The sequence below is a fragment of the Streptomyces sp. NPDC001568 genome, from assembly GCF_042893755.1.
Lineage (GTDB): Bacteria > Actinomycetota > Actinomycetes > Streptomycetales > Streptomycetaceae > Streptomyces.
In genome coordinates this window covers 376,760-401,441 of sequence record NZ_JBIAVF010000001.1, presented here as the reverse complement: position 1 = coordinate 401,441, position 24,682 = coordinate 376,760, and the positions used below count along the sequence as shown (strand labels likewise).

Genomic DNA, 24,682 nt, shown 5'->3' with positions numbered 1-24,682 from the left:
GCGGTGTGCCCGCGTGGGCCGACGGCCCGGATCGTCGTCGAGACCATGCCGCCGTTCGCTCGGGGGCGCGAGGGGCAGCGGTGCCGGCGGCGGGCATCAGCCGCCGGCCGCCCGGTCGTAGAGGGCCTTGGCGCGCTCGTCGTACAGGGCCGCCGTGGAGTCCACGTCCGTGTCGCCGCCGCTCAGCACCCCGATCAGCCGGCCGGGTCGGTCCGTACCGCCGCGGTCGGCGATCCAGGGGCTGCCGCTGGTGCCGGTCCAGAATCCCGAGCAGCTGATGTACAGCATGTCGGGGTCATCGTCGTCGTGGCGGGTCCGGGTGGTGCAGGAGACCGGCTTGTTCTGCGGGTTGTGCTCGGACTCCGGATAGCCGATCACGGTCACCTCGCGCTCGTAGCCGGAGGTCCAGTCGGGTCGGGGGGCCTCACCGGCGCCGACGCGCTGCTGGAGGCTGCGTCCGTCCTCGTCCGGCTCGACGGTGAGGAAGGCGAAGTCGGCGGTGTCGTCGCCCCACTTCGTCCAGCGTTCGTCCACGTGGATCGAGCTGACCTTCCACACGCCGAGCGGCTGGGTGCCCTCGCCCTCCCCGGAGAAGGCGGGGGCGAAGGAGAGCTCGCCGATGGCGAGGCCGTCGTGGGCGACCTCGCCCGGCTGTCCGTCCTCGCCCGCCGGCGCCACGCAGTGCGCGGCGGTGGCGACGACGTTGCCCCGGGGGCTGTCGACGACGCTCGCCGTGCACCAGTGCTCCCCGCCCGCCATGAGCACGCCCACGGTGGGGAAGGGGTGCACCGACCGGTCCTCGGACGCCTTGAGGAGGACGACGGCGGCCACCGCCGCGATCCCCGCGACGGCGGCGGCCGACACGCTCCGCACCACCGGGCTCAGCCCACGGCGGGCTCGGGTGTCGGCGCTCGCAACACCTTGCTGATCCACGCCAGCGAACCCTCCCTCATGCCGCGTACGTACGACTTTCCGTTGTGCTCACCATCCTGGATCACCTGGAGCCGGGTGTGCACGGGGCCCTTGCCGTACTGCTTCATGAACTTCTCGGCCAGGTCGCGGCCGCTCTCCTTGGTGCCGATCTGGAAGTTGATGTAGACGTCCGGACCGCCCGCCTTGATCAGCTTGTCGGCGAGCTTCTCCGGGTTGTTCTCGTCCATGGCCTGCCGGTTTCCCTTCCAGAGCGGGGAATCGGGGACGAAGTCGACGCCGCTGGCGATGACCGCCTTGAAGCGTTCCGGGTACTTCAGGACGTGCTTGAAGGCCCCGAAGCCGCCCGAGGAAGAACCCATGAAGGCCCAGCCGTCGCGGGAGGTGAAGGTGCGGAAATTGGCCTTCGTGAAATCCGGGACGTCATCGGCCATCCAGGTGCCCATCTTCGGCTGCCCGGGGATGTCCGAGCCGTCGAAGTGGTTCTTGGTGTCGGCGTTGATCACCGGCATGACGAGGATGAAGGGCAGGCTGGTGCCCTCCCTCGCCCCGTCGATCACGGCCTGCTGGAGGCCGAGGCCGGGGCCGGTGCCCCAGTAGTTCTTGGGGTAGCCGCGGCCTCCGGGCAGGGAGATCAGCACCGGGAAGGCGCTCTTGGCGTACCGCGGCTCGTCGTACTCCTTGGGGACCCACACCCACACGTCCCCGGTGAACCCCGACTTCGCCCCGGTCAGGGTGGTCACGGCGATCTGCGTGCCGTCCGGCAGCCGGCTGGCGCGGCTGAACCGGGCCTTCGGGCCGGTGGGCATCAGCACCCCCGGCCGGATGTCCTCGGCGGCGGCCGACTCCTGGATCTTCCCGAAGGACACCGGTTCCCCTATGTCGGAGAAGAGGCCGGCCATGTACGCCGCCCCGCCGCCCCCGGCGACGAGGAGGAGCGCGAGCGTGCCGATCACGAGCCGACGCCGGCGCTTCGGGCGGCCACGACGGCCCCCGGTCGTGGGGCCCCCGGCCTTGGGGCTGTCGGCCCTGGGGCTGTCGTCGCCTTGCTGGTCTTGCTGCACGGATTGTTCCCGTTCCTTCTGCGGCGCCCTGGTTGGGCGCGAGTCGGACCGATAGGTCCCCCTTACACACCTGACAGAGGTGTGAACGACCGTATGGGTTGCCTGGGACCGGGGCGACGTGGCGAGGGCCACGCGGGGAGGACGGGAACGGGGCGGGCGGAGACGGGAGCGGGAGCCGGAACGGGGGCGCCCGGCGGTGCGGACGGCCGGGCGACGCGGCTCGCCGGGCGACGCGGGGCCGGGCGGTGCGGACGGCCGGGCCGATCAGCCCGCGTCGGGCTTCGGGGCCTTCAGGACCTTGCTGACCTCGGCCAGGGCGCTCTCCTTCATGCCCCGGACGTAGTCCCAGCCGTTGTGGTCCCCGCCCACGATCTCGTGGATGGTGACCTTGACGGGGCCCTTGCCGAACTGCTGCTGGAACTTGTCGAGGCGGGCGCGACCGCCCTCCTTGGTCCCGTACTGGAAGGCGACGAGGACCTCGGGGCCCTTGGTGTCGATCAGCTTCTGCGCCAGCTTCTCCGGATTGTTGGCGTCCATGTCCGCCTGGTGGCCCTTCCACAGCGGGGAGTCGGGAACGATCTCGCCGCCGTTGGCGATCACGGCCTTGAACTTGTCCGGGTGCTGCATGACGTGCTTGAGGCCGACGAAGGCGCCGGAGGAGTTGCCCATGAAGGCCCAGCCGTCGCGGGACTTGTACGTACGGAAGTTGGCGCGGGCGAAGTCCGGTACGTCCTCGGATATCCAGGTGCCCATCTTCGGCTGCCCGGGTATGTCGGAGCCGTCGTAGTAGTACTTGGCGTCCGGGTTGAGGACGGGCATGACGAGGATGAAGGGCAGGCTGGTGCCGGCCTTGACTCCCTCGCTGACGGCCTTCTGGAGGCCGAGGCTGCGGTCGGACCAGTAGTTGGCCGGGTAGCCGTTGCCGCCGGGGAGCGCGATGAGGACCGGGAAGGCGCTCTTGGCGTACTTCGGGTCGTCGTACTCCTTGGGGGCCCAGACCCAGACGTCGCCCTCGAAGCCCGACTTGGCTCCGGCGAGCCGGGTCTTGGCGATGACCGTGCCGTCGTCGAGCTTGGCGGTCTGCTTGAAGGCGGCCTTGGGGCCGGAGGGCATGAGGACGTCCGGGTCGCCGCTCGGGGTGGCCGGGGCGGAGGCGCCGGGGGACTTGGTCTTGGCCCCGGCGTCGGCCGCGCCGCCCTGGTTGTTCTTGCCGAAGCTGACGGCCTCGCCGTTGCCGGAGAACCACTCGTACTTCCAGGCGGCGAAGCCGCCGCCGCCGAGGACCAGCGCGCAGGCGACGCCCGCGCCGATCCATATCGCGCGCCGGGACCGCCGGGGCGCGCGCTCGGGCTCGCGGCTGGACGGCGGCTGCTGCGGGTACTGGTGCACGAACTTCGCTCCGAACGATCATGGCTGTCCCGGGCGGGACAGAGCGGCTGGACATCCCGTTGGCTCAGATGGGCGAACGCCCGGGAGAGTTCCACAACACGGCGAGAACTTGCCCCGAAGCTCCGGGGCCCGGCGGTTACCTCAGGGTGTCGAGCACCTCGGCGCAGCGGCCCAGCAACACCACGATCTGCGCCCGTTCCTCCGCGGAGAAGGCGGCGGCGAGCGCCCGCTCGACCCGTACGGCGGCCTCGTCGGCCTGGTCCAGTACGGCGCGGCCCTCCTCCGTGAGGCGGGTCTCCAGGACGTTGCGGTGCCACGCGTGGGGGGTGCGTTCGATGAGACCGCGTTCCTGGAGGTTCTTCAGCACCGTGTTCATGGTCGGCGGGGTGACCCCGCAGAGCCGGGACAGGGCGGCCGCCGAGATGCCGGCGTTCTCGCCGAGCCAGTAGAGGGCGGCGTACTGCGGAACCGTTACTGCGGCCGGCTTGAGGGCGGCGTTCTTCGCCCCGAGGAGCGCCTGCTCGGCGCGCTTGACGTGCGAGCCGATGCGCTCCTCGGCGGGCATGGAAGTCATGGGGGCATCCTACGACCCTTGCCAATCATTAGGGTTCTAACTACTGTGCGCCTACACCTGATCGAAAGAGGACACCCATGCCCATGTGGTCGAAGCTCCTGCCCGTGCCCCTCGTGCTGGCCGCCGCGCTGTCGCTGGGGGCGGCTCCCGCGCCGTCCGGGGCCGACGTCCGCGTCACCACCGCCTTCACGCTGCCCGGCGCGAAGGTCTACCCCGAGGGGATAGCGACCGACGGCCGTACGGGCACGGTCTACGTCGGCTCGTACGCGGACGGCACCGTCTACCGCGCCCGGCCGGGAGCCCGCCGCGCCGAGGTGTTCCTGCCGGCGGGCGCCGACGGCCGCACCACCGCGAACGGCCTGCGCGTCGACGCGAGCGGCCGCCTCTGGGTCACGGACTCCACCAAGGGCGTCACCGTGTACGACACCCGGACCGGCGCCCGGTTGGCCCGCTTCGACGTCCCCGGGGACGCCCCCCGCTTCGTCAACGACCTCGCCATCGCTCCCGACGGCTCCGCCCACCTCACGGACAGCCTGCGCGGGGTGATCTACCGGGTCACCCCGGGGCAGTTGGCCTCCGGCGGCGGCCCGCTGCTCGCCGCGTACGACCTGACCGCCGCCCTGCGGCCCCGTCCGGCCGGCGGCTTCAGCCTCAACGGCATCGTCGCGGACCCGGCGGGCCGCTACCTGCTCACCGTCGACATGCCCGAGGGCGAGCTGCTGCGCGTCGACCTCCGCACGGGCGCCGTCAGCCGCGTCGCCCTGACCGGCGGGACCCTCACCTCCCCCGACGGGCTGGACCTCGCCGCCGACGGGACCCTGCGGGTCGCCCAGAACGTGCCCAACACCCTGACCCGCTGGAAGCTCTCCGCGGACGGCACCCGGGGCCGCCTGACCGGCACCCTGACGGACCCCTCCCTCCAGATCCCCACGACCCTGACCCACCGCCCGGGCCGCACCCTGGTGGTCCGCTCGCAGTTCGACAAGGACGGCCCGCTGACCCCTTCCACCGGCGCGCCGACGACGTTCACGATCGCCTCGGTCCGCGGCTTCTGACCGGCGGGGCCCGCCGTCACCAGTCCGGCTCGGCGCCCTCCGCGAGCTCCCGGTACGCCTGCGCGACGTCGTGGACGTGGACGGTGGTCGCCTCGTCGATCGACGGGTCCCGGGAGCCGTCGAGCATGTCGATGACCCTCAGGTCCCGCGCCTTGGCCGCCTTCGACGCCAGCTCCCGGGCGAAGCGGCCGTTGCCGAGCCGGTCGATGAGCGCGTCGAGCACGACGCGTTCGCAGCAACCGCGCAGCGCCGCCGCCGCGTCGTCGCTGAGGACGTCGTTCTGCCGGCGGAAGAAGGACTCGGCGATCAGGACCAGCTCCTCGGCCGAGTAGGCCGGGAAGTCGACCCGCGTGTGGAACCGGGAGATGAGACCGGGATTGGCGGACAGCAGCTCCCTGATCTCCTGCGGGTATCCGGCGAGCACGACGACCAGGCGGTGCCGGTCGTCCTCGGCCCGCTTCAGCAGCACCTGGAGCGCCTCGTTGCCGAAGGCGTCCCCGCCGCTGTACCCGTCGTTGACCAGCGCGTACGCCTCGTCGACGAACAGGACCCCGCCCAGCGCCCGGTCGATGGCCCCGGTGGTCTTCAGCGCCGTGGAGCCGAGGTGCTGCCCCACGAGGTCCACCCGTTGGACCTCGACGACGTGACCGCGCTCCAGCATGCCGAGCCCGGCGAAGATCTGGCCGACGATCCTGGCCACCGTCGTCTTGCCGGTGCCGGGCGGTCCCGCGAACACCAGGTGCACGGGCTCCGGCGCCGCGCCGATCCCCTGCGCCCGGCGCACCGCGGCCATCCTGAGCTGGGCGGACAGGGTACGCACCTGCCGCTTGACGGGGGCCAGGCCCACCATCGCGTCCAGCTCGGCCATCGCCGCGTCGAGCATCGCCGTACGGTCCTGCTCGCTCAGCTCCGCCACCCCGTCCGGTCGCGCCGGCGGGGGGCCGGCCTGGGCGGGGACGGGCCGAACCGCCGGGGCCGTGGCGGGAGGGGCCGGCGGCGGGGTGACCGCCCGGGCCCGCTGGGCGACGTCGGCCAGCCCGGGGCTGTGGCGGAAAGCCGTCTGGAACTGCTTGAGCGCCTCCTCGGCCCGCCCGAGCTCCTCGTACGCACGGCCGCGCAGGTAGCAGACCTCGCCGAGGAAGCCGGCGTTCTCCCGCAGCGCGTGCGGCAACGGGCGCAGCACGTTGAGCGCCTCGTGGTGGACGCCCTGCGCCACCAGGCCGGCGGCGACGTACAGCTGGGACTCGTCCAGCAGGAAGGCGTCGCCGATGCCCGGCGCGAACCGCAGCAGCAGCGGCCAGTCCCGCTTGACGAAGGCGTACCGGGCCAGCACGAAGCGGGTCTCGTCGCAGTCGAGCAGCGCGGACGACAGCATCTGCCACGCCTCGTCGGGCCGCTCCTCGTCCAGCAGCTTCGCCGCCTTCGCGAGCCACAGGTCCCGGCGCGACTCCAGGCGGAAGTCGACGTACCCGCCGATCTGGAACCGCGAGACCAACGGCGTACGGAGTTGCGCGCGCAGCGCGCCGAAGGCGTGCGACTGGCCGTACATCGCCTCGACGGCCTCACCCCGCCCCAGACCCGCGGCGTGCAGGCCCAGCCACGCGTCGGCGGCCCCCGGATCGTGCCCGACGGCCACCCGGAAGGCCTCCCCGGCCGCCACCCGGTCCCCCCGGCCGAGGAGGCCGACCCCCTGAACCCACGCCTGCTCGCACTTCCTCGCGGCCCGCCCCGACACGACCCTTCCCGCCACCACGCCTTCCCCCACCTTCCGCCCGACTCCCGCTGACTTTACGTCAGCACCCTTGCGCCGACGGACCGGTGACGCCAACGCCGGGATCGAAGACCCCCGACGGTTCTCACACCCGCACGACGTGAGCTGCGGTGCACGCATGGGCCACGACGTGCCCACGCTCATCACGCGATGACTCCGGCAAGTCGCCGCCGTCGTCTCCGTCGAGGTGCTGCGCCGGCACCCGGAAGGGGAGGAGCACGAGATCAACCGGATCGGAGTCGGAGAAACCCGTGGCACGCCGACGGGACATGCGGCGAGACTGCGCGGGTGAGCGACTCCTGCCCCGGCCCCCTGCCGCAGGCACCTCGCGCTGGACGCCGCACCCCATCGACCCGGCGCGCGACGCCTTCGAGGACGGGGAGGCCGAGGACCGCCCGCTCTTCGCCTTCCGGCGCCGGGACCACCACCTGGATCGACCGGACCGACCTGCACCCGGAGAGGTGACCGATGCCGTCCCGGCGCCCCGAGGAAATCGGCTACGGCCATGTGGTCGAGCGCTACGTGACGAGGATGTACGCGGGCCTCCCGCGCTACCTCGTACTGAACGGCCGGCGCTTCCTGAGCCCCCGGTGGTGGCACACCACCCGCTTCACCCGACACCTGCTGAACGACGCCGCCGCGATCACCGACGAGGAACTGGAAGCCCTCCTCGGGTACGAATGGCGCTCGCGCCTCACCGCCGCCTGGCTGATCGGCGTCGACCGCCGCGACCGGTTCCGGGCCCGCGTCGGCGACCTGCTCCTGGCGAGCGAGGTCTGCTACTCCGGCGGCGCCTACTGCTTCGCCCTGGCCCGCTTCGGCACGCACGCGGACGCCGACATCCTGACCGCGTACCTCGACCGCTACCTCCCCCGTACCGACCTGCACTACGACCAGCCCGCCGCCCTGGGCGCCCTCCTGCGCCTCGACGCCCTCCTCGACACCCACCACGCCGACCGTTTCACGCAGCCCGACGGCCTCTGGGACCACTGGGTCGAAGGCGTGGCACGCCTCGGCCACCCCAGCCACTCCCCCGCCGAGCTCCGCCACTGGACGGACCTCCACTGCGACTTCGCCGACGGCTGGACCCGCCCGCAATCCCGGCGGGGCCGTGCACGGTGACGGCGAAGGGGCCGGACTCGACAGAGTCCGACCCCTTCTGGCCCGCACGACTACACGTTGAAGCTGAACGTTCAGCACAGAGCTCCGACCTGCGAAAGCGCGGCTTCCGGAGCCCTTATCCAGCACCCATCCAGCACGGTGCGGATCCATCCAGCACATCCAGCACGCGCGACCCGCGGCGAGGCAGCCTGCCCACCACCGCGACATCCATTGTGTACACATGGGACACTCGGTACCCTTGAGCTCATGACCCAGCCACTGCCCATAGAGTCCATCCGCGACGTGCGTGCACACCTGGCGGAGGTCGTGGAGCGCGCAGACCGCGACGACATGCCCACGGTGATCACACGCCGAGGCAAGGAAGTCGCCGCCATCGTCTCCATCGAGGTGCTGCGCAAGTACCAGGAATGGGAAGAGCGCGAGATCAACCGGATCATCGACGAGCGCATGGCCAACCCGACTCCCGGCATCCCGATCGAGGGCATCATGAGGGAGACGCTGGCACGCAGTGAATGAGCACAGCGTGAGTGAGTACCGAACCGTCTTTCGCCCCGAGGCACAGGCCGAGCTCCTGAAGATCCCTCGCGACATGGCGCTGCGCATCCTGGCCAAGCTGACCGAGCTGGAGACCGACCCTCTCGGCTTCAACACCACTGCACTCGTGTCCCAGCCCGAACGTCGCCGCCTGCGCGTCGGCGACTACCGCATCGTCTACACGATCGACAACGGGGAGCTGGTGGTCTGGGTCGTTCACGTGGGACACCGGTCCACCGTTTACGAGACCTGATTGCCGCTGACCCCTCGTCAGAATATCCAGCACCCATCCAGCAAGGTGACGACGAAGGGGTCGGACTCGACTGAGCCCGACCCCATCTGACCTGCATGTTTGCCACGTCAAGGACGTGGTGTTATTTCATCCGCTCAGACGTTGAAGCGGAACTCCACCACGTCGCCGTCCTGCATGACGTACTCCTTGCCCTCCATGCGGGCCTTGCCCTTCGAGCGGGCTTCGGCCACCGAGCCGCATTCGACCAGGTCGGCGAAGGAGATGACCTCGGCCTTGATGAAGCCGCGCTGGAAGTCGGTGTGGATGACGCCGGCCGCCTCCGGGGCGGTGGCGCCCTTCTTGATGGTCCAGGCGCGGGTTTCCTTCGGGCCTGCCGTCAGGTAGGTCTGGAGGCCGAGGGTGGTGAAGCCGACGCGGCCGAGGGTGGCCATGCCGGGCTCCTCCTGGCCGACCGACTGGAGGAGTTCGAGGGCCTCGTCGTCCTCCAGTTCGATGAGCTCCTGCTCCAGCTTCGCGTTCAGGAAGATCGCCTCGGCCGGGGCGACGAGCGCGCGCTGCTCGTCCTTGAAGGCCTCGTCCGTCAGCTCGTCCTCGTCGACGTTGAAGACGTACAGGAACGGCTTCGTCGTCAGGAGGTGGAGCTCGTGGAGGAGGTCACCGCGCTCCGTGCCCTTGGTGATGCCCTTGGAGAAGAGGGTGTCGCCGGCTTCGAGGATCTTCTTCGCCTCGACGACGGCCGCGAGGACCGCGACCTTCTCCTTCTGGAGGCGGGACTCCTTCGTCAGGCGCGGCTCCGCCTTCTCGATGGACTGGAGGTCGGCGAGGATCAGCTCGGTGTTGATCGTCTCGATGTCGTCCTTGGGCGAGACCTTGCCGTCGACGTGCACGACGTTCTCGTCCTTGAAGGCACGGATGACCTGGCAGATGGCGTCGGACTCGCGGATGTTCGCGAGGAACTTGTTGCCGAGGCCCTCGCCCTCCGACGCACCGCGCACGATGCCGGCGATGTCGACGAAGTCGACCGTCGCCGGGAGGACCTTCTGCGAGCCGAAGATGCCCGCGAGGACGGCCAGACGGGTGTCCGGGACGCCGACGACGCCGACGTTCGGCTCGATCGTGGCGAACGGGTAGTTGGCCGCCAGCACGTCGTTCTTGGTCAGGGCGTTGAACAGGGTCGACTTGCCGACATTCGGCAGGCCGACGATTCCGATCGTGAGCGACACGTTGGCGACTTCCCGTAGCTGGAGGGGGCGGCGGCCCGGAGGTGGGCCACCGGACAGTTTACTTTCAGATGAGTGCCACTCGATGTACGCGTGTCCGGGCGGCCGGACAGGGGGCCTCCCGCCTAGTTTGGTGGGGTGGAGCAATACAGGATGCGTTCGGTACGTCACCCTCAGGCGCCCCAGCCGCCTCGGGAGTCCCCGGCGCCCCGGCGCCCGGCGCCCGTGGGCGGCGTACCCGCGCAGGCGCAGCGCCCCCGGCCCCGGGTGCCCGCCGGTGGTCGCCGACGTCGGATGCCCCGGCCCCGGCTGACGGGGCTCGGCGGCGGGCTGCTCGCGTGCACCGGCACGCTGCTGGCCGCCGGGATCTCCTGGCTGCTCTTCGGGTCCTCGCTCTTCGTGTACGGGCTGCTCTTCCTGCCGGTCGCCGCCGTGACCGCCCTGTGGGTGCGCCCGGCGGACCTGATCACGGCGCCGATCTCCGTCCCGATCGCCTTCGCCGTCGGGGTGTGGCCCGTCTCCGGCGGCTCCGGCGGCTTCGCCGGGGAGCTCATGGGGGTGGTGTCCGCGCTGTCCCTGCACGCCGGCTGGCTGTACGCGGGCACCCTCGTCGCCGCCCTCATCGCGCTGACCCGCCGCGCGGTGCTGAGCGGCCGCCGCCGTGCCGCCCGGCGCGGCACGGCGGCCTACTGACGCTCCCGGCCCACGCCCCCGGTCAGCGCTCCCCGGCGCCGATCAGGCCTCCGTGCCGCGCGCCGGGCCCGTGCCGCGCGCCGGGCCCGTGGGCGCGCCCCGACGGCCTACCCCGCGAGGTCCCGCGCCGCCATCGCCGCGCCGACGATGCCGGCGTCGTTCTGCAGCTTCGCCGGGACGATCTCGGCCCGGATGCCCTCGATCAGCGGGAGGAACTTCTCCGGCTTGCGGCTGACGCCGCCGCCGAGGACGAAGAGGTCCGGGGAGAACAGCATCTCCACGTGGGCCAGGTACTTCTCCAGGCGTCGGGCCCAGTGCGGCCAGCTGAGGTCTTCGTCCTCCTTGGCCTTGACGGAGGCGCGGGTCTCCGCGTCGTGGCCCTTCAGTTCGAGGTGGCCGAGCTCGGTGTTCGGTACGAGCAGGCCGTCCCGGAAGACGGCGCTGCCGATGCCCGTGCCGAGGGTGAGCAGGATGACCGTGCCCGAGACCCCGCGTCCCGCCCCGTAGGTGATCTCGGCGATGCCCGCCGCGTCGGCGTCGTTGAGGACCGTGACCTTCCGGCCGCCCAGCCGCGAGGACAGCAGGGACGCGGCGTCGAGGCCGATCCATCCCTGGTCCACGTTGGCGGCCGACCGGGTGATGCCGTGCGTGACCACGCCGGGGAAGGTGACCCCGACCGGACCCTTCCACGAGAAGGCGTCCACCACCTCGGCAACGCAGCCGGCCACCCCCTCGGGGGTGGCCGGGTGCGGTGTCAGTACTTTGTGCCGTTCCTGCGCCAGCTCGCCGCGGTCCAGGTCCACGGGAGCGCCCTTGATCCCTGAACCGCCGATGTCCACACCGAAGATCTCCATGGGATCACCGTACGAAGCCCGCGCCCCGGGAGCTAGTCGTCCCGGCCGCCGACCCTCAGCCCTCCGAGCCGCCCGCGACCAGTCCGGCCGCCTCGGCGCGCAGGTCGCGGCGCAGTTCCTTCGGCAGCGAGAAGACGATCGACTCCTCGGCGGTCTTGACGATCTCGACGTCCGCGTACCCGCGCTGCGTCAGCCACTCCAGGACCTCCTCGACCAGCACCTCCGGCACCGAGGCGCCCGAGGTGAGGCCGACGGTGGTGACGCCGTCCAGCCAGGCCTCGTCGATCTCCGACGCGAAGTCGACCAGGTGGGCGGCGCGCGCGCCCGCGTCGAGGGCGACCTCGACGAGGCGGATGGAGTTCGAGGAGTTCTTCGACCCGACGACGATGACCAGGTCGGAGTCGGCGCCCATCACCTTGACGGCGGCCTGCCGGTTCGAGGTGGCGTAGCAGATGTCATCGCTGGGCGGCGAGACGAGCAGCGGGAACTTGGTCTTCAGGGCGTCGACCGTCTCCATCGTCTCGTCGACGGAGAGGGTGGTCTGCGACAGCCAGACGACCTTCGACTCGTCGCGCACCTTCACGTTCGCGACGTCGTCGGGACCGTCGACGATCGTGATGTGGTCCGGCGCCTCGCCGGAGGTGCCGATGACCTCCTCGTGGCCCTCGTGGCCGATGAGGAGGATGTCGAAGTCCTCGTTCGCGTAGCGGATCGCTTCCTTGTGCACCTTGGTGACCAGCGGGCACGTCGCGTCGATCGTCGCGAGCTTGCCGCGCGCCGCCTCCTCGTGGACGACGGGGGCCACGCCGTGCGCGGAGAACATCACGATGGAGCCCTCGGGGACCTCCTCCGTCCGCTCGACGAAGATGGCGCCCTTCTTCTCCAGCGTCTGGACGACGTACTTGTTGTGCACGATCTCGTGGCGTACGTAGACCGGCGCACCGTACTGCTCGAGGGCCTTCTCGACGGCGATCACGGCTCGGTCCACGCCCGCGCAGTAGCCGCGGGGGGCGGCGAGCAGGACGCGGCGGGATGCGGGAGCGGGAGCGGGTGCAGTCATGCCCTCCATCGTACGGGGGGCTCCAGCAGGCCGTACGTCCCCCGTCCGGCACACACTTGCCCGAAAGCCTGTCCCGCCTATCCCTCGGAGGACGGATGGCGTCCGTCACGGATTCCGGCACGCCCGCGCCCACCGCCCTGCGGCGGAGCCTCGGCTTCCGGGACCTGGTCGTCTACGGTCTGCTCTTCATCGCGCCCATGGCGCCGGTCGGGGTCTTCGGGACCCTGGACGCGAAGTCGCACGGGGCGGTGGCGCTGGTCTACCTGGTCGCGACGGTCGCGATGGCCTTCACGGCGTTCAGTTACGCGCAGATGGTGCGGGTGGCCCCGCAGGCCGGTTCGGTCTTCACGTACGCCCGCAAGGGGCTCGGGGAGGGACCGGGGCTGATCGCCGGTTGGATGGCGATGCTGGACTACCTGCTGATCCCGGCGGTGGCGTACCTGTTCTCCGGGATCGCGATGAACGCGCTGGTCCCGGAGGTGTCCCGGTGGGTGTGGACGGCCCTCGCCGTCGTGATCACGACCCTGCTGAACCTGTGGGGCGTACGGGCGGCCGCGCGGGTGGGGTTCGCCGTGCTGGCCATGGAGATCGTGGTCCTGCTGGTCTTCCTGGTCGCCGCGGTGGTGGCGCTGGCGGACGGCGGGGCGCGGCGCGGCTGGCTGTCGCCGCTGACCGGGGACGGTTCGCTCGGCTTCTCGACGGCCGCGGTGCTGGGCGCGGTGTCGGTCGCGGTCCTGTCGTACCTGGGCTTCGACGCCATCGCCTCGTTCGCCGAGGAGGTGACGGGCGGTTCGGCGCGGGTGGCGCGCGCGGTGCTGTTCTGCCTGGCGGTGACCGGGGTGCTGTTCATCGCGCAGACCTATCTGGCGGCGCTGCTGACCCCGGTGTCCTCGGCGGAGCTGGCCGCGGATCCGGCGCTCCAGGGGCCCGCCTTCTACGACACGGTCGAGTCCGCGTCGGGGTCGTGGCTGCACGACCTGGTGGCGGTGAGCAAGGCGATCGGGGCGGCGTTCGCCGCGTTGGCCGGGCAGGCGGCGGCGGGCCGGCTGCTGTTCGCGATGGCCCGGGAGGGCCGGCTGCCGCGGGTCCTGGCCCGTACGTCGGACGGCACCCCGCGGGCGGCCCTGCTGGTGGCGGCGACGGTGACGCTGGTGGCGGCGGTGTGGGCGGCTCGCCGCGACGACGGCCTCGACCACCTGGTGTCGGTGGTGGACGTGGGCGCGCTGGTGGCGTTCACGCTGCTGCACGCCTCGGTCGTGGGCTGGTTCGTGGTGCGGCGTGCGGGGGGTCCGCCGAACTGGTGGAAGCACCTGGTGGTGCCGGTGCTGGGTGCGCTGGTGACCGTCGCCGTGATCGTCGAGGCGTCCTGGGAGGCGCAGGTGGTGGGGGCGGTGTGGCTGGCGGTGGGCCTGGGGGTGCTGGTGGTCCAGCGGGGCCGACGCGCTCCCGAACGCTCCGACGGGCCCGGTACCGGTGTCGGCCCCGGCGGCTAGCCTGCCTGCATGGGTCTGAATACGTCGGCTGATGCGCCGCTGCCGGTCGGTCAGGTGTCCCGGCTCATCGGGGGCTGGATCGACCGGCTGGGTCAGGTGTGGGTGGAGGGGCAGATCACGCAGCTGTCCCGGCGGCCGGGCGCGGGGGTGGTCTTCCTGACGCTGCGCGATCCGTCGCACGACATCTCCGTGGGCGTGACCTGCTTCCGGCAGGTCTTCGAGGAGGTCGCGGACGCGGTGACGGAGGGCGCCCGGGTCGTCGTACTGGCGAAGCCGGAGTGGTACGCCCCGCGCGGGCAGTTGTCCCTGCGGGCGACGGAGATCCGGCCCGTCGGCATCGGGGAGCTGCTGGCCCGGCTGGAGCGGCTCAAGCGGTCGCTGGCCTCGGAGGGGCTGTTCGCCCTGGACCGCAAGAAGCCGCTGCCGTTCCTGCCGCAGCTGATCGGGCTGGTGGTGGGGCGGGCGTCGGCGGCCGAGCGGGACGTACTGGAGAACGCCCGGCGGCGCTGGCCGGCGGTGCGCTTCGAGGTCCGCAACGTGGCCGTCCAGGGGGTGCACGCGGTGCCGCAGGTGGTCCAGGCGGTCAAGGAGCTGGACGCCCGGCCGGACGTGGACGTGATCATCGTGGCGCGCGGCGGCGGCAGCGTGGAGGACCTGCTGCCGTTCTCGGACGAGGAGGTCGTACGGGCGGTCGCGGCGGCCCGTACGCCGGTCGTCTCGGCGATCGGGCACGAGCCGGACTCCCCGCTGCTGGACCTCGTCGCGGACCTGCGGGCCTCGACGCCCACGGACGCGGCGAAGAAGGTGGTTCCGGATGTCGGGGAGGAGCTGGAGCGGGTACGTCAGCTCCAGGGCCGGGGGCTGCGCGCGGTGCGCGGGCTGCTCGACCGGGAGGAACGGGGGCTCGCGCACGCCCTGGCCCGGCCGGTCTTCGTCCATCCGCAGCGGATGGTGGAGACCCGGGAGGACGAGGTGGAGGCCCTGCTGGCGCGCGGCCGGCGCACGCTCGGGCACCTGCTGGACCGGGCCGACTCGGAGCTGGCGCACACCCTGGCCCGGGTGGTGGCGCTGTCCCCGGCGGCGACGCTGGAGCGCGGGTACGCGGTCCTCCAGCGGGCGGACGGACACGTGGTGGGCGCCCCCGGCGACGTCGCCGTGGGCGACGTGCTGCGGGCGCGGGTGGCGGCGGGCGCGTTCTCGGTGTCGGTCGTGGAGGTACCGCAGGGGGAGGCCGGGGAGGCCGCGGAGACCGGGGAAGGCGCCCGGGACACCGCGGCCCGGGACCCCGACGGCGCCCGCTGAAGACGACACACTGCCGCAACAAATTCGATGTACCACACACATACGATGGGAACGGGAATGACTGACACCGAAACGGCGCTGGGCTACGAGCAGGCCCGCGACGAGCTCGTCGACGTCGTCCGCAAGCTGGAGGCCGGTGGCACCTCACTGGAGGAGTCGCTGGCGCTCTGGGAGCGCGGCGAGGAGCTGGCGAAGGTCTGCCGGCACTGGCTGGAGGGGGCTCGCGCCCGGCTGGATTCGGCGCTGGCGGCACGGGACGCGGAGGCGGACGGGGGCGACGCGGGCGGTCCGGGTCGCCGGGAGTGATCCCGATCACCCCGCGCTGATTTAGTTGAAAATTCACCTACTTTCGTCCTAGAGTCGGAGACACCGCGCTTCACCCCCGTTAAAGAAGAAGGCTTTCCGATGTCTCTCGTTCTCGACGCCGCCGCTCAGGACCTGCTGTTCCGCGAGGCCCGCACCGCCAACACCTTCTCCGACGAGCCGGTGACCGATGAGCAGGTCCAGGCGATCTACGACCTGGTGAAGTTCGGCCCCACCGCGTTCAACCAGACCCCGCTGCGCATCACCCTGGTCCGCTCCCCCGAGGCCCGCGAGCGCCTCGTGAAGCACATGGCCGAGGGCAACCAGGCCAAGACCGCCGCCGCCCCGCTGGTCGCGATCCTGTCCGCGGACAACGAGTTCCACGAGGAGCTCCCCCAGCTGCTGCCGCACTTCCCGCAGGCCAAGGACGCCTTCTTCTCCGAGCGCCCGGTCCGCGAGCAGTCCGCGCTGGTCAACGCCGCGCTGCAGGCCGCCTACTTCATAGTCGGCGTCCGCGCCGCCGGCCTGGCCGCCGGCCCGATGACCGGCCTGGACTTCGCCGGCGTCCAGAAGGAGTTCCTGGACGCCGACCACACCCCGCTGATGGTCATCAACATCGGCAAGCCGGGCGAGGACGCCTGGTTCCCGCGCAGCCCGCGCCTGGCCTTCGAGCAGGTCATCACCACCGTCTGAGCCCCGTCCGGCAGACGCCGCGGAGCACGACGAAGAGGCCGCCCGCCCCGGGAATCCCGGGGCGGGCGGCCTCTTCGTCGTACGCGTACGCGGTCCCCCGCGAACCGGGGACTAGCGCGCGTCGGGGCCCTGCTTGAACTCCAGCGAACCCGCCATCCGCGCCAGCTGTTCGAAGGGGGCCGTCCCGGTCACGACGGTGACGTAGCCCTGCTCCTGCCGTACGAGGGCGTCGTACTTCTCGCCCTCCCAGCGCTCCCACGCCCGGTCACCGATCTGCTCGGTCCCACCGGCGGCGCGCGCGCCCTGGGTGACCTTCGACAGGTACTTCGGCGAGACGTCGGTGGACTGCTCCACCGCCACGTACTCCTTGCCCGAGGCGAGGAAGCCCAGGTGCCAGGCGTTCGCGTTCTTGCGCTCGTACGTCACCGAGGTCGCCCGCCACTCCTGCGGAAGCCCCACGGGCGCCGCCACCGGGTACGGCGCCGCGCGCCGGGCCGTGAGGGTCTCCACCCGGTAGTCGACCGTGCGCGTCGGATCGGCGTCGTCGTCGTGGGGGACGAAGATGTAGATCCCCGCCACGACCAGACCGATCACCGCCAGCGACCGGAACATGTCCCAGATCGTCTGCTTGCCCTTCATACCTGCCACGGCACCATCGTCCCGCATCGCACGGGGGCGATCACCGCCGGGGTGGCCGTGTCGGGCTCGCACGGGAAACGGGCCCTCCGAGCGCAAGACGTCCGCTCACGCCAACCCCTTGACCGATATTCCGCTCATACGTGACCCGCTCTGCTCAATATGTCGACGTACCGATAGAGTTCCAGCACCCTCACATCCCGGCCGTCGTCGTACAGAAAGGTGCGCTCCGATGACCGAGCACAACCTGCCGCCCCAGCTCGAAGTCCATCCCGACTCCCCCGACCGCAACCTCGCCCTGGAACTCGTCCGGGTCACCGAGGCCGCAGCCCTGGCCGCCGGCCGGTGGGTCGGCCGCGGCGACAAGATCGGCGCCGACGGCGCCGCTGTCAACGCGATGCGCACCCTGATCTCCACCGTCTCGATGAACGGCGTCGTCGTCATCGGCGAGGGGGAGAAGGACGAAGCCCCCATGCTCTTCAACGGCGAGCGGGTCGGCGACGGCACCGGCGCCGAGGTCGACATCGCCGTGGACCCGATCGACGGGACCACGCTCAACGCCAAGGGCATGCCCAACGCCATCGCCGTACTGGCGGCCGCCGACCGCGGCACCATGTTCGACCCGTCCGCGGTCTTCTACATGGACAAGCTCGTCACCGGCCCCGAGGCCGCCGACTTCGTCGACATCAACGCCCCCGTCGCGGTGAACATCCGCCGCGTCGCCAAGGCGAAGAGCATCGCCGTCGAGGACGTCACCGTCGTCATCCTGGACCGCCCCCGCCACGAGGGCATCGTCAAGGAGATCCGCGAGACCGGCGCCCGCATCAAGTTCATCTCGGACGGCGACGTCGCGGGCTCGGTCATGGCGGTGCGCGAGGGCACCGGCGTGGACCTGCTCCTCGGCATCGGCGGCACCCCCGAGGGCATCATCTCGGCCTGCGCCATCAAGTGCCTCGGCGGCACCATCCAGGGCAAGTTGTGGCCGAAGGACGACGCCGAGCGCGGGCGGGCGATCGACGCGGGCCACGACCTGGACCGCGTCCTGACCACGACCGATCTGGTGTCCGGCGAGAACGTCTTCTTCGTCGCCACCGGCATCACGGACGGCGAGCTGCTGCGCGGCGTCCACTACCGCTCGGAGACCGCGACCACGTCCTCGCTGGTCATGCGCTCGAAGTCGGGCACGATCCGGCAGATCGACTCCACCCACCGACTGTCGAAGCTGCGCGCGTACAGCGGGATCGACTTCGACCGCGCCAAGTAGGAGCGGCCGACCCGAGGGCGGTACGACGGTGAGGGGCGGTCCCGCGTGCGGCGGGCCCGCCCCTCTCGCGTCCGTACGTCGTACCGCGCGCCCGGCCGGGGCCGGGGCGCGGCGGATCGGGCTCAGCCCGCCGCGGCGATGGGCCCGGGCCCGGCGGCGCCGGGCAGCAGTTCGGTGGCGCGCCGCCGGCGCCGGCCCAGTACGACCCGCCGCTCGGCGGCGGTGAGGCCGCCCCAGACGCCGTAGGGCTCGGGCTGGAGCAGGGCGTGCTCCCGGCAGGCGACCATGACGGGGCAGCGCGCGCAGACCCGCTTGGCGGCCTCTTCGCGGGCGAGCCGGGCCGCGGTGGGTTCCTTGGAGGGGGCGAAGAAGAGTCCCGCCTCGTCCCTGCGACACACCGCCTCCGCGTGCCAGGGGCCGTCCTCTTCCCTGGCCGGCACCCGCGGCTTCGGCACGGCGGCCGTCCGCGTCGGGAGGCTCTGGACGACGGCTGCCTGCAGGGACTGATGCGGCGGATGCGGCACGGTCTACTCCTGACGACGTATACGCGAGCGAGAGACGATGCACCAGTCCCTACCCGCTGGGCGTGCCGCTATGCCCGGCGGGCCGTCGGGCGCGGGAGGTTCGACCGAAATACGACGCAGGCCCGAAACCCTCGTGCCACCCCCGGCCCGGCGCCGCGCGCGGGCGCCGCTCAGCCCTCCGCGCGCTTGCGGAGCTTGAGGGCGAGGTCGACCAGTCGGGCCCCGGGCTTGGGACGGGCCTCGATGTTGCCGAGCAGTGAGAAGCCGCGGACGATCACGACCGGCGCCTGCGGATCGGTGGCGCCGCGGGCCTGACCGCTGACCTCGAAGTTGCCGAGGACCCCGCTGCCGTAGCCGCGCAGGGTGACGTTCTCCGGGACGATGATCTCGACGTTGCCGAGCACCGACGTCACGTTGATCTCGGTGATCTGCTGCTCGAAGACGGCCTCGGTCAGGTCGATGTTGATGTCGCCCATGACCGAAACGGCTCGGGTACGGGCACCCGGGCGCCAACGCCCCTTGCGCGCGGAGGCGCTGCAGACGGCGACGACGGTCTCGGTCCAGCCCGAGCCGGGGGCCGTCACCGGGGCGGCCTCCGCGGACCCGCCGGGGACGGCCGGGAGGTCCCGTACGAGCACGTCCAGCTCGCCGACCGTCTTGAAGGCGTAGAGGGAGTCCAGGCGGTCGGAGTGCTCCTCCGCGGTCAGCCGGCCCTCGGCGAGGGCATCGGAGAGGATCTGCGCGATCCGGTCCCGGTCGGCATCGGAGGCGCGCAGCTCGGAGGGGGCGGCGGCAGCGGGGGCGGCGGGGTGCTTTTCCAGGTCCACGACGCCAGCATAGCGAGACACGATAGATCGCGATACTACTGAGTGAGCCTTACCTCACAGACATGGCGCCGCCGGGAGGTCCTACGCTGGACACCGCGCTGCCAAATTGGTCGCCAGCGCCGTCTGCCGATTGAAGGAATGCCCCCCATGCCGGAGTTCGCGTACACCGACCTGCTGCCCCTGGGCGAGGACACCACCCCGTACCGGTTGGTGACCGCCGAGGGCGTGTCCACCTTCGAGGCGGACGGCCGTACGTTCCTCAAGGTCGAGCCGGAGGCGCTGCGCAAGCTCGCCGAAGAGGCGATCCACGACATCCAGCACTTCCTGCGCCCCGCGCACCTCGCGCAGCTGCGTCGCATCATCGACGACCCGGAGGCCAGCGCGAACGACAAGTTCGTCGCGCTGGACCTGCTGAAGAACGCGAACATCGCCGCGGCCGGCGTGCTGCCGATGTGCCAGGACACGGGCACCGCGATCGTCATGGGCAAGCGCGGCCAGAACGTGCTCACCGAGGGCGGCGACGAGGCGGCGCTCTCCCGCGGCATCTTCGACGCGTACACCCGCCTGAACCTGCGCTACTCGCAGATGGCCCCGATCACCATGTGGGAGGAGAAGAACACCGGCTCGAACCTGCCCGCGCAGATCGAGCTGTACGCGACCGACGGCGGCGCGTACAAGTTCCTCTTCATGGCCAAGGGCGGCGGCTCGGCCAACAAGTCCTTCCTCTACCAGGAGACGAAGGCGGTCCTCAACGAGGCCTCCATGATGAAGTTCCTGGAGGAGAAGATCCGCTCGCTCGGTACGGCGGCCTGCCCGCCCTACCACCTGGCGATCGTCGTCGGCGGCACCTCCGCCGAGCACGCCCTGAAGACCGCCAAGTACGCCTCGGCGCACTACCTGGACGAGCTGCCCCGCGAGGGCTCGCCGCTCGGCCACGGCTTCCGCGACGAGGCCCTGGAGCAGCAGGTCTTCGAGCTGACCCAGAAGATCGGCATCGGCGCCCAGTTCGGCGGCAAGTACTTCTGCCACGACGTGCGCGTGGTGCGCCTGCCGCGCCACGGCGCCTCGCTGCCCGTCGCCATCGCCGTGTCCTGCTCGGCCGACCGCCAGGCCACCGCCAAGATCACCGCCGAGGGCGTCTTCCTGGAGCAGCTGGAGACGGATCCGGCGCGCTTCCTGCCGGAGACCACCGACGAGCACCTGAGCGAGGCCGCCGACGTCGTCTCCATCGACCTGAACCAGCCGATGGACGACATCCTGGCGACCCTGACCAAGCACCCGGTCAAGACCCGGCTGAGCCTGACCGGACCGCTGGTCGTGGCGCGCGACATCGCGCACGCCAAGATCAAGGAGCTGCTGGACTCGGGTGCGGAGATGCCGCAATACCTGAAGGACCACCCGGTGTACTACGCCGGCCCGGCGAAGACCCCTGAGGGCTACGCCTCCGGCTCCTTCGGCCCGACGACGGCCGGCCGCATGGACTCGTACGTCGAGCAGTTCCAGGCGGCGGGCGGCTCGAAGGTCATGCTGGCCAAGGGCAACCGCTCGCAGCAGGTGACGAACGCCTGCGGCACGCACGGCGGCTTCTACCTCGGATCCATCGGCGGCCCGGCGGCGCGGCTGGCGCAGGACTGCATCAAGAAGGTCGAGGTCCTGGAGTACGAGGAGCTCGGCATGGAGGCGGTGTGGAAGATCGAGGTCGAGGACTTCCCGGCGTTCATCGTCGTCGATGACAAGGGCAACGACTTCTTCCAGAACCCGGCCCCCGAACCGACGTTCACCCACATCCCGGTCCGCGGCCCGGGCCTGTAGCACGCGTACGCCGGAGGGGCCCTCTGCCGATCGGCGGAGGGCCCCTCCGGCATGTCCGCCGATCGGCAGATGGAGTCGGGGCGGGCGGGCGGCGAGGCTTTGACCACGAGCAAGAAGCTTCGACGACAAGGGATTTCACGATGATGAACCGCACCCGCACCCGCACCGGCGCCCTCGCCCTCGCCCTCACCACCGTCGCCGTGCTCACCTCCGTCGCCGCGGCCGTTCCCGGTTCCGCCGCCGCCGCGCCGAAGATCCGGCCCGGCGCCGTGCACGGGGCGGCCTCGATCCTGTACGTGTACGCCGCCGACCACGACATCCGCTTCACGGTCGACGCCGAGGCGGCCCCGTTCAGCAGGCCGCTGAACGACCCCCGGATCAAGAACGGCCTGCCGACGGACGCCCGCGGCAAGGTGTCCTTCTCGCACCGCGTCCCCGGTCAGGACGTCACCCGCTGGGGCGAGGCCGAGGTGGACTGCCTGGTGACGGGCCGGCGGACGGCCACGCTCAGCGCGGTGATCACGGCCGGGAACACCGACGAGGTGGGCAAGCGGATCGGCATCAGCATCGAGGACGGCGGACGCGGCGAGCCGGACCGCCTCGGCTTCTCCTGGGGCGTCGCCAATCTGGACGTACGGCCCGACGGAACGGTCGTCCAGCCGACGGTGGGCACCTGCATGGCCCTGGCCCCCTTCGCCGAGGTCACCAAGGGCGGCTTCAAGCTCACCCCGGCCACCCTGCCTCCCCTGCCCGTCCAGCCGAAGGGCTGACCGGCGTTCGTCACGATCGGCCGGGGCGATCGTCCGCGGCGATCCGTTCGCGGGAAATCGTCACGAAGTGTTCAGCCACGGGTGGAGCATGCCGTCCGGGGCCGGCCCGCGCACCGGGATAACGTCGGCGGCATGACGCGGTCGTTCCTTCCCACTGCCGGTGCCGTGCGGGTCGTCGCCCATCGGGGGGCCTCGCACGAGCACCCCGAGCACACCGTCGCCGCCTACCGGCAGGCCGTCGCCGACGGGGCCGACGCCCTGGAGTGCGACGTGCGGCTCAGCGCCGACGGGCGGCTCGTGTGCGTGCACGACCGACGGGTGGAGCGGACCTCGGACGGGCGCGGGGTGGTGTCGCAGATGACGTACGAGGAGCTCGCCGCCCTCGACTTCGGCGGCTGGAAGGGCCCGGAGCACCGGGGAGCCCGGGTGCTGCTCTTCGAGGACCTGCTGCGGGAGGTGCTCGCCGCGCCCCGGCGCGTCGGGCTGGCCGTGGAGACCAAGCACCCCGCGCGGGCCGGCGGCCGGCTGGAGGTCGAGCTCGTACGGGTCCTGCGGGCGCACGGCCTCGCGGACGGCTCGGACGGCCGCGTCGAGGTGATGAGCTTCTCCCGCGGCGCCCTGACGCGGATGCACCGCTTGGCCCCCGGACTGCCCGCCGTGTACCTGATGGAGCGCCGACTGCGGCCCCCGAGGCCGCCGTACGCGACGCACGCGGGCCCGGGCATCGAGCTGGTGCGCCGGGATCCGGGGCTGGTGGGGCGGCTGAGGGCGAAGGGGCTGGCGGTGCGGGTGTGGACCGTGGACGAGCCCGCGGACGTGGAGTTGTGCGTGCGGCTCGGCGTGGAGACGATCATCACCAACCGGCCGCGGGACGTACGGAAGCTGCTGCGCGACCTGTGAGGCGGCGGCCCGAGCCCGGTACACCCGGCCGGGGTGCGCCGGCCGGGCGTGGGGGGCGTGCCCGGGGACGGGCAGGCGGCTCGGTTACGCGAAGCGCTGGTTCGCGGAGCCGTTGCAGGGTTGCAGGCGCAGTTGCTCGTGCGCGGCCGGGACCGTCAGGCACATGCCCGTCGCGGCGGCGGGGCGCAGGGTCGCGCCGTCACGGACGAACTGCTGGTTGGCGCCGCCGTGGCAGTTCCAGAGGATGAGGCCGGTGCCGTTGCCGTAGCCGGCGCCGGGGACGTCGAGGCAGCGGTCGTGGGTGAGTTCGACGCGCAGGGACTTGCGGGTGGAGTCGTACCACCAGCCCTGGTTGCGGCCGCCGTGGCAGTCCCAGCCGACGACCTTGGTGTTGTTGGCGCTGGATCCGCCGGAGGCGTCGAGGCAGTTGCCGGTCGCCGCGTTGGTCAGTGGTGCGTACAGGTCGTCCCAGGCGCCGGCCTGTAGGACGGGGGTGCCGGTGCTCGCCGGGTCGGCGCAGGAGGCCTCGCGCAGGCCGGAGGCGTAGAACTGGGTGAGGCAGGCCGCGAAGGCGCCGTGGCCGCGGGAGTTGGGGTGGAAGGACTGCCGGGCGGTGTTCTCGTCCCACGGGAAGTGGTCGCCGAGGTCCAGGTAGAGGCCGCGGGCCCAGGCGTCCTCCATGCAGACCTCGTGGCCGTGGAAGAGGCGCGAGTTGTCCAGGTAGAGGGCGCCCGAATCGCGGGCGGCGGCGCGCATGCCCTCCTCGAAGGTGGGGACGGCGTGGTCGCGGCCCCAGCGGGCGTCGGAGTCGTAGCCGGCGCAGCCGCCGGGGAGCTTGCCGGGGAAGTTCGGGTTGTCGCCGAAGTCGGGGCCGATGGGGCTGGGGTAGCCCATGACGACGAGCTTGTACTCGGAGTCGGCGTAGCCGGCGTCGCGCATGACGGTCCTCAGGTCCGCGACGGTCGAGCGGACCTTGGGCTTGAGGCCGTCGACGCGGGCCTGCCAGCCGGGGGCGTACTTGGGTTCACAGGTACCCTGGACGAGTACCCATCGGGTCACGCAGTCGGTCATGACGGGGCCGAACTGGAGGTCGTCGTTGGCCCCGGCGACCAGCAGCACCATTTTGATCTTCGTGTTGCGCGCCTTGATCGCCAGGCTGTCGCTCTGGACGAGTTCGTCGGCGTACTGCTTGCTGCCGCCGATCCTGATGTTGCCGGTGTAGCCGCCGGAGCAGGCTACGTTGAAGGTCAGGTCGGCCTGGATGCCCGTGCGGTGGATGGCCGCGTCGGGCGAGCGGTGGCACTGGTTGTTCGGCGTGTTCGTGGCGGGGTCGTAGCTGCCGACGCCCTCGCCGGAGATCTCGCTGTCGCCGAGCGAGATGAGCCCGGTCCTGCGCTGGGCGGGCGGGCGGATCGCCGGGTCCCCGTAGATCCGGGTGGCCTCGGCGGCCCGGACGGCCTCCAGCTCGGGCGGCAGCGGGGTGACCGCACCCGCGACCGCACCCGCGGCGATGCCCGGGGCCGCCGGGGCGGCCTGGGCCATGGGGGTGATGGCGGTGACGCCCCCGAGGGCGGCCGCGATCGCCGCGACCGAGGCGAAGGTAGATCTGAACCTGGATTTCGTACGCGCACGTGCCATG

At 71.7% G+C, this 24,682-nt stretch carries 25 protein-coding genes; 13 read left to right on the top strand and 12 right to left on the bottom strand.

The annotated features are described in order from the left end of the window. Positions 1 to 96: 96 nt before the first annotated feature. The 4 genes from ACFY0I_RS01955 to ACFY0I_RS01940 form a co-directional block, all read right to left on the bottom strand. The gene (locus ACFY0I_RS01955; RefSeq protein ID WP_388888787.1) at positions 97 to 864 is read right to left on the bottom strand and encodes a trypsin-like serine peptidase; all 768 of its coding nucleotides are present in this window, start codon (positions 862 to 864) and stop codon (positions 97 to 99) included. Positions 865 to 881: 17 nt separating this feature from the next. Then, complete coding sequence (locus ACFY0I_RS01950) at positions 882 to 1,994, bottom strand: alpha/beta hydrolase (protein WP_388888785.1); 1,113 nt, start codon at positions 1,992 to 1,994, stop codon at positions 882 to 884. A gap of 264 nt (positions 1,995 to 2,258) precedes the next feature. Further along, a complete protein-coding gene (locus ACFY0I_RS01945) occupies positions 2,259 to 3,383 on the bottom strand; it encodes an alpha/beta hydrolase-fold protein (RefSeq protein WP_388888782.1) in 1,125 nt (374 codons plus the stop codon). Positions 3,384 to 3,519: 136 nt separating this feature from the next. Continuing rightward, positions 3,520 to 3,957, bottom strand: coding sequence for a MarR family winged helix-turn-helix transcriptional regulator (locus tag ACFY0I_RS01940; protein ID WP_388888779.1), 438 nt, complete (start codon positions 3,955 to 3,957; stop codon positions 3,520 to 3,522). A gap of 77 nt (positions 3,958 to 4,034) precedes the next feature. On the opposite strand from ACFY0I_RS01940, the gene ACFY0I_RS01935 reads away from it, so the two are divergent. Continuing rightward, on the top strand, positions 4,035 to 5,012 hold the full coding sequence (locus tag ACFY0I_RS01935) for an SMP-30/gluconolactonase/LRE family protein (protein ID WP_388888776.1): 978 nt from the start codon (positions 4,035 to 4,037) through the stop codon (positions 5,010 to 5,012). A gap of 16 nt (positions 5,013 to 5,028) precedes the next feature. Here the strand turns inward: ACFY0I_RS01935 and ACFY0I_RS01930 are convergent, their stop codons facing one another. Continuing rightward, entirely contained in the window at positions 5,029 to 6,765 is a 1,737-nt protein-coding gene (locus ACFY0I_RS01930) for an AAA family ATPase (RefSeq protein WP_388888773.1), read from the bottom strand. Positions 6,766 to 7,251: 486 nt separating this feature from the next. On the opposite strand from ACFY0I_RS01930, the gene ACFY0I_RS01925 reads away from it, so the two are divergent. The 3 genes from ACFY0I_RS01925 (at position 7,252) to ACFY0I_RS01915 (ending at position 8,692) form a co-directional block, all read left to right on the top strand. After that, positions 7,252 to 7,905, top strand: coding sequence for a DUF6000 family protein (locus ACFY0I_RS01925; protein WP_388888770.1), 654 nt, complete (start codon positions 7,252 to 7,254; stop codon positions 7,903 to 7,905). A gap of 246 nt (positions 7,906 to 8,151) precedes the next feature. After that, on the top strand, positions 8,152 to 8,421 hold the full coding sequence (locus tag ACFY0I_RS01920) for a type II toxin-antitoxin system Phd/YefM family antitoxin (RefSeq protein ID WP_388888767.1): 270 nt from the start codon (positions 8,152 to 8,154) through the stop codon (positions 8,419 to 8,421). Between the two features lie 7 nt (positions 8,422 to 8,428). Further along, positions 8,429 to 8,692, top strand: coding sequence for a type II toxin-antitoxin system RelE/ParE family toxin (locus ACFY0I_RS01915; protein WP_388888764.1), 264 nt, complete (start codon positions 8,429 to 8,431; stop codon positions 8,690 to 8,692). 134 nt (positions 8,693 to 8,826) lie between these two features. Here the strand turns inward: ACFY0I_RS01915 and ychF are convergent, their stop codons facing one another. Continuing rightward, a complete protein-coding gene (gene ychF, locus ACFY0I_RS01910) occupies positions 8,827 to 9,915 on the bottom strand; it encodes a redox-regulated ATPase YchF (RefSeq protein WP_281207433.1) in 1,089 nt (362 codons plus the stop codon). A gap of 291 nt (positions 9,916 to 10,206) precedes the next feature. On the opposite strand from ychF, the gene ACFY0I_RS01905 reads away from it, so the two are divergent. Then, positions 10,207 to 10,605, top strand: a complete 399-nt coding sequence (locus ACFY0I_RS01905; protein WP_388888760.1) for a DUF6542 domain-containing protein — start codon at positions 10,207 to 10,209, stop codon at positions 10,603 to 10,605. Positions 10,606 to 10,712: 107 nt separating this feature from the next. On the opposite strand, the gene ppgK is transcribed toward ACFY0I_RS01905, so the two are convergent. Together ppgK and ACFY0I_RS01895 are read right to left on the bottom strand one after the other, a co-directional pair. Beyond that, positions 10,713 to 11,459 (bottom strand): polyphosphate--glucose phosphotransferase, encoded by a 747-nt coding sequence (gene ppgK, locus ACFY0I_RS01900; RefSeq protein WP_388888757.1) that lies wholly within the window; start codon positions 11,457 to 11,459, stop codon positions 10,713 to 10,715. A gap of 55 nt (positions 11,460 to 11,514) precedes the next feature. After that, positions 11,515 to 12,528 (bottom strand): 4-hydroxy-3-methylbut-2-enyl diphosphate reductase, encoded by a 1,014-nt coding sequence (locus ACFY0I_RS01895; protein WP_388888754.1) that lies wholly within the window; start codon positions 12,526 to 12,528, stop codon positions 11,515 to 11,517. An 86-nt stretch (positions 12,529 to 12,614) separates the two neighbouring features. Here ACFY0I_RS01895 and ACFY0I_RS01890 point away from each other — a divergent pair, with 86 nt between their 5' ends. The 4 genes from ACFY0I_RS01890 (at position 12,615) to ACFY0I_RS01875 (ending at position 16,310) form a co-directional block, all read left to right on the top strand. After that, positions 12,615 to 14,012: an APC family permease gene (locus tag ACFY0I_RS01890; protein WP_388888752.1), complete on the top strand. Its 1,398-nt coding sequence runs from the start codon at positions 12,615 to 12,617 to the stop codon at positions 14,010 to 14,012. A gap of 9 nt (positions 14,013 to 14,021) precedes the next feature. Next, positions 14,022 to 15,314 (top strand): exodeoxyribonuclease VII large subunit, encoded by a 1,293-nt coding sequence (gene xseA, locus ACFY0I_RS01885; protein WP_388888750.1) that lies wholly within the window; start codon positions 14,022 to 14,024, stop codon positions 15,312 to 15,314. Between the two features lie 45 nt (positions 15,315 to 15,359). Beyond that, a complete protein-coding gene (locus ACFY0I_RS01880; protein ID WP_388888747.1) occupies positions 15,360 to 15,620 on the top strand; it encodes an exodeoxyribonuclease VII small subunit in 261 nt (86 codons plus the stop codon). Between the two features lie 99 nt (positions 15,621 to 15,719). Then, positions 15,720 to 16,310, top strand: a complete 591-nt coding sequence (locus ACFY0I_RS01875; RefSeq protein WP_388888744.1) for a malonic semialdehyde reductase — start codon at positions 15,720 to 15,722, stop codon at positions 16,308 to 16,310. A 111-nt stretch (positions 16,311 to 16,421) separates the two neighbouring features. Here the strand turns inward: ACFY0I_RS01875 and ACFY0I_RS01870 are convergent, their stop codons facing one another. Beyond that, positions 16,422 to 16,949 (bottom strand): DUF4245 domain-containing protein, encoded by a 528-nt coding sequence (locus tag ACFY0I_RS01870; RefSeq protein ID WP_388889304.1) that lies wholly within the window; start codon positions 16,947 to 16,949, stop codon positions 16,422 to 16,424. A gap of 229 nt (positions 16,950 to 17,178) precedes the next feature. On the opposite strand from ACFY0I_RS01870, the gene glpX reads away from it, so the two are divergent. Continuing rightward, positions 17,179 to 18,210, top strand: a complete 1,032-nt coding sequence (glpX, locus tag ACFY0I_RS01865; protein WP_281207425.1) for a class II fructose-bisphosphatase — start codon at positions 17,179 to 17,181, stop codon at positions 18,208 to 18,210. A gap of 122 nt (positions 18,211 to 18,332) precedes the next feature. On the opposite strand, the gene ACFY0I_RS01860 is transcribed toward glpX, so the two are convergent. Then, positions 18,333 to 18,734, bottom strand: coding sequence for a WhiB family transcriptional regulator (locus tag ACFY0I_RS01860; protein WP_385575545.1), 402 nt, complete (start codon positions 18,732 to 18,734; stop codon positions 18,333 to 18,335). Between the two features lie 170 nt (positions 18,735 to 18,904). Beyond that, the gene (locus ACFY0I_RS01855) at positions 18,905 to 19,561 is read right to left on the bottom strand and encodes a DUF1707 domain-containing protein (RefSeq protein ID WP_388888741.1); all 657 of its coding nucleotides are present in this window, start codon (positions 19,559 to 19,561) and stop codon (positions 18,905 to 18,907) included. Between the two features lie 147 nt (positions 19,562 to 19,708). On the opposite strand from ACFY0I_RS01855, the gene ACFY0I_RS01850 reads away from it, so the two are divergent. The 3 genes from ACFY0I_RS01850 to ACFY0I_RS01840 all read left to right on the top strand — a co-directional run bounded on the left by ACFY0I_RS01850 (position 19,709) and on the right by ACFY0I_RS01840 (position 23,043). After that, positions 19,709 to 21,373: a fumarate hydratase gene (locus ACFY0I_RS01850; protein WP_388888738.1), complete on the top strand. Its 1,665-nt coding sequence runs from the start codon at positions 19,709 to 19,711 to the stop codon at positions 21,371 to 21,373. Between the two features lie 140 nt (positions 21,374 to 21,513). After that, positions 21,514 to 22,143, top strand: a complete 630-nt coding sequence (locus ACFY0I_RS01845; RefSeq protein ID WP_388888736.1) for a hypothetical protein — start codon at positions 21,514 to 21,516, stop codon at positions 22,141 to 22,143. Positions 22,144 to 22,275: 132 nt separating this feature from the next. Next, on the top strand, positions 22,276 to 23,043 hold the full coding sequence (locus tag ACFY0I_RS01840) for a glycerophosphodiester phosphodiesterase (RefSeq protein ID WP_388888733.1): 768 nt from the start codon (positions 22,276 to 22,278) through the stop codon (positions 23,041 to 23,043). A gap of 84 nt (positions 23,044 to 23,127) precedes the next feature. Here ACFY0I_RS01840 and ACFY0I_RS01835 read toward each other — a convergent pair whose 3' ends face one another. Beyond that, positions 23,128 to 24,681, bottom strand: coding sequence for a ricin-type beta-trefoil lectin domain protein (locus tag ACFY0I_RS01835; protein WP_388888731.1), 1,554 nt, complete (start codon positions 24,679 to 24,681; stop codon positions 23,128 to 23,130). Between the last annotated feature and the right edge of the window lies 1 nt (position 24,682).

Coding starts and splice junctions, on each gene's coding strand:
- ACFY0I_RS01940 (WP_388888779.1), bottom strand. CDS start 3,957: ATGACTTCCATGCCCGCCGAGGAGCGCATCGGCTCGCACGTCAAGCGC.
- ACFY0I_RS01935 (WP_388888776.1), top strand. CDS start 4,035: ATGCCCATGTGGTCGAAGCTCCTGCCCGTGCCCCTCGTGCTGGCCGCC.
- ACFY0I_RS01925 (WP_388888770.1), top strand. CDS start 7,252: ATGCCGTCCCGGCGCCCCGAGGAAATCGGCTACGGCCATGTGGTCGAG.
- ACFY0I_RS01920 (WP_388888767.1), top strand. CDS start 8,152: ATGACCCAGCCACTGCCCATAGAGTCCATCCGCGACGTGCGTGCACAC.
- ACFY0I_RS01905 (WP_388888760.1), top strand. CDS start 10,207: ATGCCCCGGCCCCGGCTGACGGGGCTCGGCGGCGGGCTGCTCGCGTGC.
- ppgK (WP_388888757.1), bottom strand. CDS start 11,459: ATGGAGATCTTCGGTGTGGACATCGGCGGTTCAGGGATCAAGGGCGCT.
- ACFY0I_RS01895 (WP_388888754.1), bottom strand. CDS start 12,528: ATGGAGGGCATGACTGCACCCGCTCCCGCTCCCGCATCCCGCCGCGTC.
- ACFY0I_RS01890 (WP_388888752.1), top strand. CDS start 12,615: ATGGCGTCCGTCACGGATTCCGGCACGCCCGCGCCCACCGCCCTGCGG.
- xseA (WP_388888750.1), top strand. CDS start 14,022: ATGGGTCTGAATACGTCGGCTGATGCGCCGCTGCCGGTCGGTCAGGTG.
- ACFY0I_RS01880 (WP_388888747.1), top strand. CDS start 15,360: ATGGGAACGGGAATGACTGACACCGAAACGGCGCTGGGCTACGAGCAG.
- ACFY0I_RS01875 (WP_388888744.1), top strand. CDS start 15,720: ATGTCTCTCGTTCTCGACGCCGCCGCTCAGGACCTGCTGTTCCGCGAG.
- ACFY0I_RS01870 (WP_388889304.1), bottom strand. CDS start 16,949: ATGAAGGGCAAGCAGACGATCTGGGACATGTTCCGGTCGCTGGCGGTG.
- glpX (WP_281207425.1), top strand. CDS start 17,179: ATGACCGAGCACAACCTGCCGCCCCAGCTCGAAGTCCATCCCGACTCC.
- ACFY0I_RS01850 (WP_388888738.1), top strand. CDS start 19,709: ATGCCGGAGTTCGCGTACACCGACCTGCTGCCCCTGGGCGAGGACACC.
- ACFY0I_RS01845 (WP_388888736.1), top strand. CDS start 21,514: ATGATGAACCGCACCCGCACCCGCACCGGCGCCCTCGCCCTCGCCCTC.
- ACFY0I_RS01840 (WP_388888733.1), top strand. CDS start 22,276: ATGACGCGGTCGTTCCTTCCCACTGCCGGTGCCGTGCGGGTCGTCGCC.
- ACFY0I_RS01835 (WP_388888731.1), bottom strand. CDS start 24,681: ATGGCACGTGCGCGTACGAAATCCAGGTTCAGATCTACCTTCGCCTCG.